The sequence below is a fragment of the Protofrankia sp. Cr1 genome (assembly GCF_963555865.1).
Lineage (GTDB): Bacteria > Actinomycetota > Actinomycetes > Frankiales > Frankiaceae > Protofrankia.
Window position 1 is genome coordinate 9,500 of record NZ_CAUVXO010000057.1, and the last position, 3,355, is coordinate 12,854.

Annotated in this window: 3 protein-coding genes; 1 reads left to right on the top strand and 2 read right to left on the bottom strand. The window is 69.9% G+C overall.

All coding sequences use genetic code 11. The annotated features are described in order from the left end of the window. Positions 1-6: 6 nt before the first annotated feature. Positions 7-1,053 carry a patatin-like phospholipase family protein gene (locus U9980_RS07695; protein ID WP_416210187.1) on the top strand — a complete coding sequence of 349 codons (1,047 nt, stop codon included), beginning with the start codon at positions 7-9 and terminating at the stop codon, positions 1,051-1,053. Here U9980_RS07695 and U9980_RS07700 read toward each other — a convergent pair. Continuing rightward, positions 1,028-2,488 (bottom strand): NAD(P)/FAD-dependent oxidoreductase, encoded by a 1,461-nt coding sequence (locus tag U9980_RS07700; RefSeq protein ID WP_322767305.1) that lies wholly within the window; start codon positions 2,486-2,488, stop codon positions 1,028-1,030. The two genes, U9980_RS07695 and U9980_RS07700, sit on opposite strands and share 26 nt — an antisense overlap. A gap of 64 nt (positions 2,489-2,552) precedes the next feature. Then, positions 2,553-3,350: an alpha/beta hydrolase gene (locus tag U9980_RS07705; RefSeq protein WP_416210188.1), complete on the bottom strand. Its 798-nt coding sequence runs from the start codon at positions 3,348-3,350 to the stop codon at positions 2,553-2,555. Between the last annotated feature and the right edge of the window lie 5 nt (positions 3,351-3,355).

A 3,355-nucleotide genomic window follows, 5' to 3' on the forward strand; every position in this document is an offset into this window, starting at 1 on the left:
GGCAGCCTGCCTGCCCTACCCTTTCCACAGGTACAGGGCAATTCGGGAGGGACGGCCGTGACTGGCTCGGAACAGGAACGCAAGGCTGATCTGGTGCTCGACGCCGGCGGGGTCAAGGGCATCGGCCTGGTCGGCGCGGTGCTCACCCTTGTCGACGCGGGTTACTCCTTTCCGCGGATCGCCGGCACGAGCGCCGGCGCCGTTGTGGCGTCGCTCGTCGCGGCCTACCAGAAGGCCGGCAGGGATCTTCACGAACTCGTCGAGGTGATGAACACCCTCGACTACAGCCGCTTCGCCGATCGTTCCATCGCACAGCGCATCGGCGGTCGCCTCGGTGTGGGGCTGGACCTCCTTGTCCGCGACGGTATGCATACAGGCGACTACCTGGTCGACTGGCTCGGCCCGGAGTTGGAGAAGGTGGGCGTGACCACCTTCAGCCACCTCGCCATCGACGATCCCGACGGCTCCCTTGCCGACTACCAGTCGTATTCCCTTGTCGTGCATGTCAGCGACCTGTCCCGGCAGGTGCTGGTCCGGCTGCCCTGGGACTACGACCGATACGGCCGGGATGCCGGCGCGGCCCGGATCGTCGACGCCGTCCGCGCGTCGATGTCGATCCCGTTCTACTTCAAGCCGGTCCAGGTCGACACCGGCAACGGGACTGCGACCTGGGCCGACGGCGGCCTGCTGGCGGATTTCCCGATCACGGCTTTCGACCGTACCGACGGCAGGCAACCGCGCTGGCCGACCTGGGGAGTCAAGCTGTCCGGTGAGCCGACGGTGACCCGGGACAAGCCGGTCCGCAACGCGCTCGGGCTTGCGTTCCGCTGCCTGGCAACACTGCGCGGCGACTGGAACCGGTACCACCTCGACAGCGAGGGCGTGAACCGGCGGACCATCTACGTCGACACCACCGGCGTCTCCCCCGTCGACTTCGCACTCGACCGGGAAACCCGCGATCGACTGTTCGCGAACGGCCAAGCCGCGGCCCGAAAATTCCTCAGCAGCAGCAGCGGCGAGTCCGGGCTCAGCGACCATCAGGGCTCCTACTGAGCGCACCTCCCGCATGACGGAGAGCAAGACGGGCGGCGTGCGCACCCCCCATCCCGTGCACACCGCCACCAGGCGGTGTCGCAGCCGAGCACAGGTACACCCCGGGCAGTGGTGTGGCCCACGGCCGGCTTGAGAGCACCGGGCGGGCAATGAGCTGACGCAGATCGGCGGTGCCACCGCCGATGTCCCCGCCGATCTCGTTGGCGTTGTGCGCCTCCAGCGCCTTCGGTGACATCGTGTGCCGACCCAGCACCCGGTCCCGGAACCCGGGTGCGAACCGCTCCACCTGCGCTTCGATCGCATCGGTCATGTCAACGGTGGAACCGGACGGCACATGGCAGTAGGCCCACGCGGTATGCCGCCCGGCGGGGGCACGGGAGGGATCCGCGACACCGGCCTGTACGAACAGCACGAACGGGCGGGAGGGATGCCCGCCGCGGGCCACCGTCCGTTCGGCCGTGGCAACCTCGGCGAGGGTGCCCCCGAGGTGCACGGTCGCGGCGCCGGCCACCGACGGGTCCCGCCACGGCACCGGACCGTCCAACGCCCAGTCGACCTTGAACACACCCGGCCCGTACCGGTAGCGGGCCAGCGCGCGCCGGTAGCCGGCCGGCAGCCGGTCGCCGGCGACCGTGAGCACCTGGCGTGGGGTCAGGTCGAGCAGCACCGCTGCCGCCGGCGGCAGCTCGGCGAGGGACCGCACCGGGCTGTCGATGACCAGCTCCCCGCCGAGCCGGCGCAGCCGTGCGATCAGGGCGTCCGCGAGCGACTGCGACCCGCCGACGGCCAGTGGCCAGCCGACAGCATGCGCCAGCACCGCGAGGAAAAGCCCATACCCGCCGGTGACGGGTTGGCCCAGGTCGAGCATGGAATGGGCGGCGAGGCCGGCGAGCAGCGCGCGGCCACGATCGCCCCGCAGCGCCAGCTGGGCGAGCATCGTCGCCGGCCACAGCCCGCGGGCCCCGAACCGGGCCAGCGTGACCGGGGCCGGCGGGGGCAGATCGAGCGGGGCGAGCAGGCCGGTGGCGAGGCGGTCCGCGTCGGCGGCGAGCGGGGCGAGCAGTCGGCTCCACCCCGACCGCGCCCCGAGATCGGTGTCCGTCTGCACGACATCGCGGTGCAGCAGCGCCGCCGGCGCGTCCTCAAACGGGTGCGCGAGTGGCACCGGCGGATGTGCCCAACGCAGGCCCTCCACCGCCAGTGGCAGCGCACGCAGCGCAGGCGAGGCCAGCGCCAGCGGCAGCACGGTGGCGCACACATCGTGTCGGAACCCCGCCAGGGTCAGCTCCTCGGTGCGCAGCCCGCCGCCGGCGGTCGGCGCGGCTTCGATGACGAGCACCCGCCAGCCGGCTTCGGCGAGCGTGACCGCGCCCGTGAGCCCGTTGGGACCGGAGCCGACGACGACCGCGTCGAACCCGTCCGCACTCGCTGCCACGTCGGCAGGGTATCGCCCGGCGCAGGCCCCATCGAGAGCCGTCGAGCAGTCCAGCTGGCGGTACCTACAGGCCCTGCGATCGAAGCCAGTCCAGGGAGGTCTGGGCAATCTCGCGCCAGCCATGGTCGACGGTCAGGGAATGACCACGGTCGAACTGCTTGAGGTCGGTCACCGCGCTCGAATGCCGGTAGCACTTGACGGTGGCGCGGGCGACCGCATCGGGAGCCGTGTGATCCTGGCGGCCGGAGATGATGAGCAGTGGACCGCGGGTCGAGTTCTTCACGTCGACCTTCGCCGGGGAATTCGGCGCGACGTTCGCGGTCGCGGCTTCGAACAACGGGCGGGCCGGGGACGGGATCGTCCACATGTCATACAGCTCGTCGGACTCCTCGCGGCTCAGCTCGTTGCCGAATCCATACCTGAACTCCTGCTTGTTCGGGACGAAACTCTTGGTAAGATTCAACGGATTCCGCAGGACCGGGAACACGGACTTGAGCTGAGCGACGGGCAGCGGCAGAACACCTCGGATCTGCGCTGGATCGATCGCGATCGCGGCCGCGGCCAGATTCTGGCCGAGCAGGCTCTGCGCGATGAGACCGCCGAAGGAGTGGCCGATGACGATCGGCTTGGCGGCGAAGGTCTGCAGAAATTCGCCGTGATGACTGATGATCTCGCTCAGTCCCTTGCCGGCCTGCGCTTCCGGGTTCCCACGGGCCTCTTCGACCGTGGCGCCGGCCCCTGGCCATTCGGGAGTCGCCGTCTCATAGCCGGCTTCTGTGAACAACTCGGTCCAGTTCCGCCAGCTCGTCGAGTGCAGCCACAGACCATGGATGAACACTACTGGCACACTCAGCGTTTTCATGATCC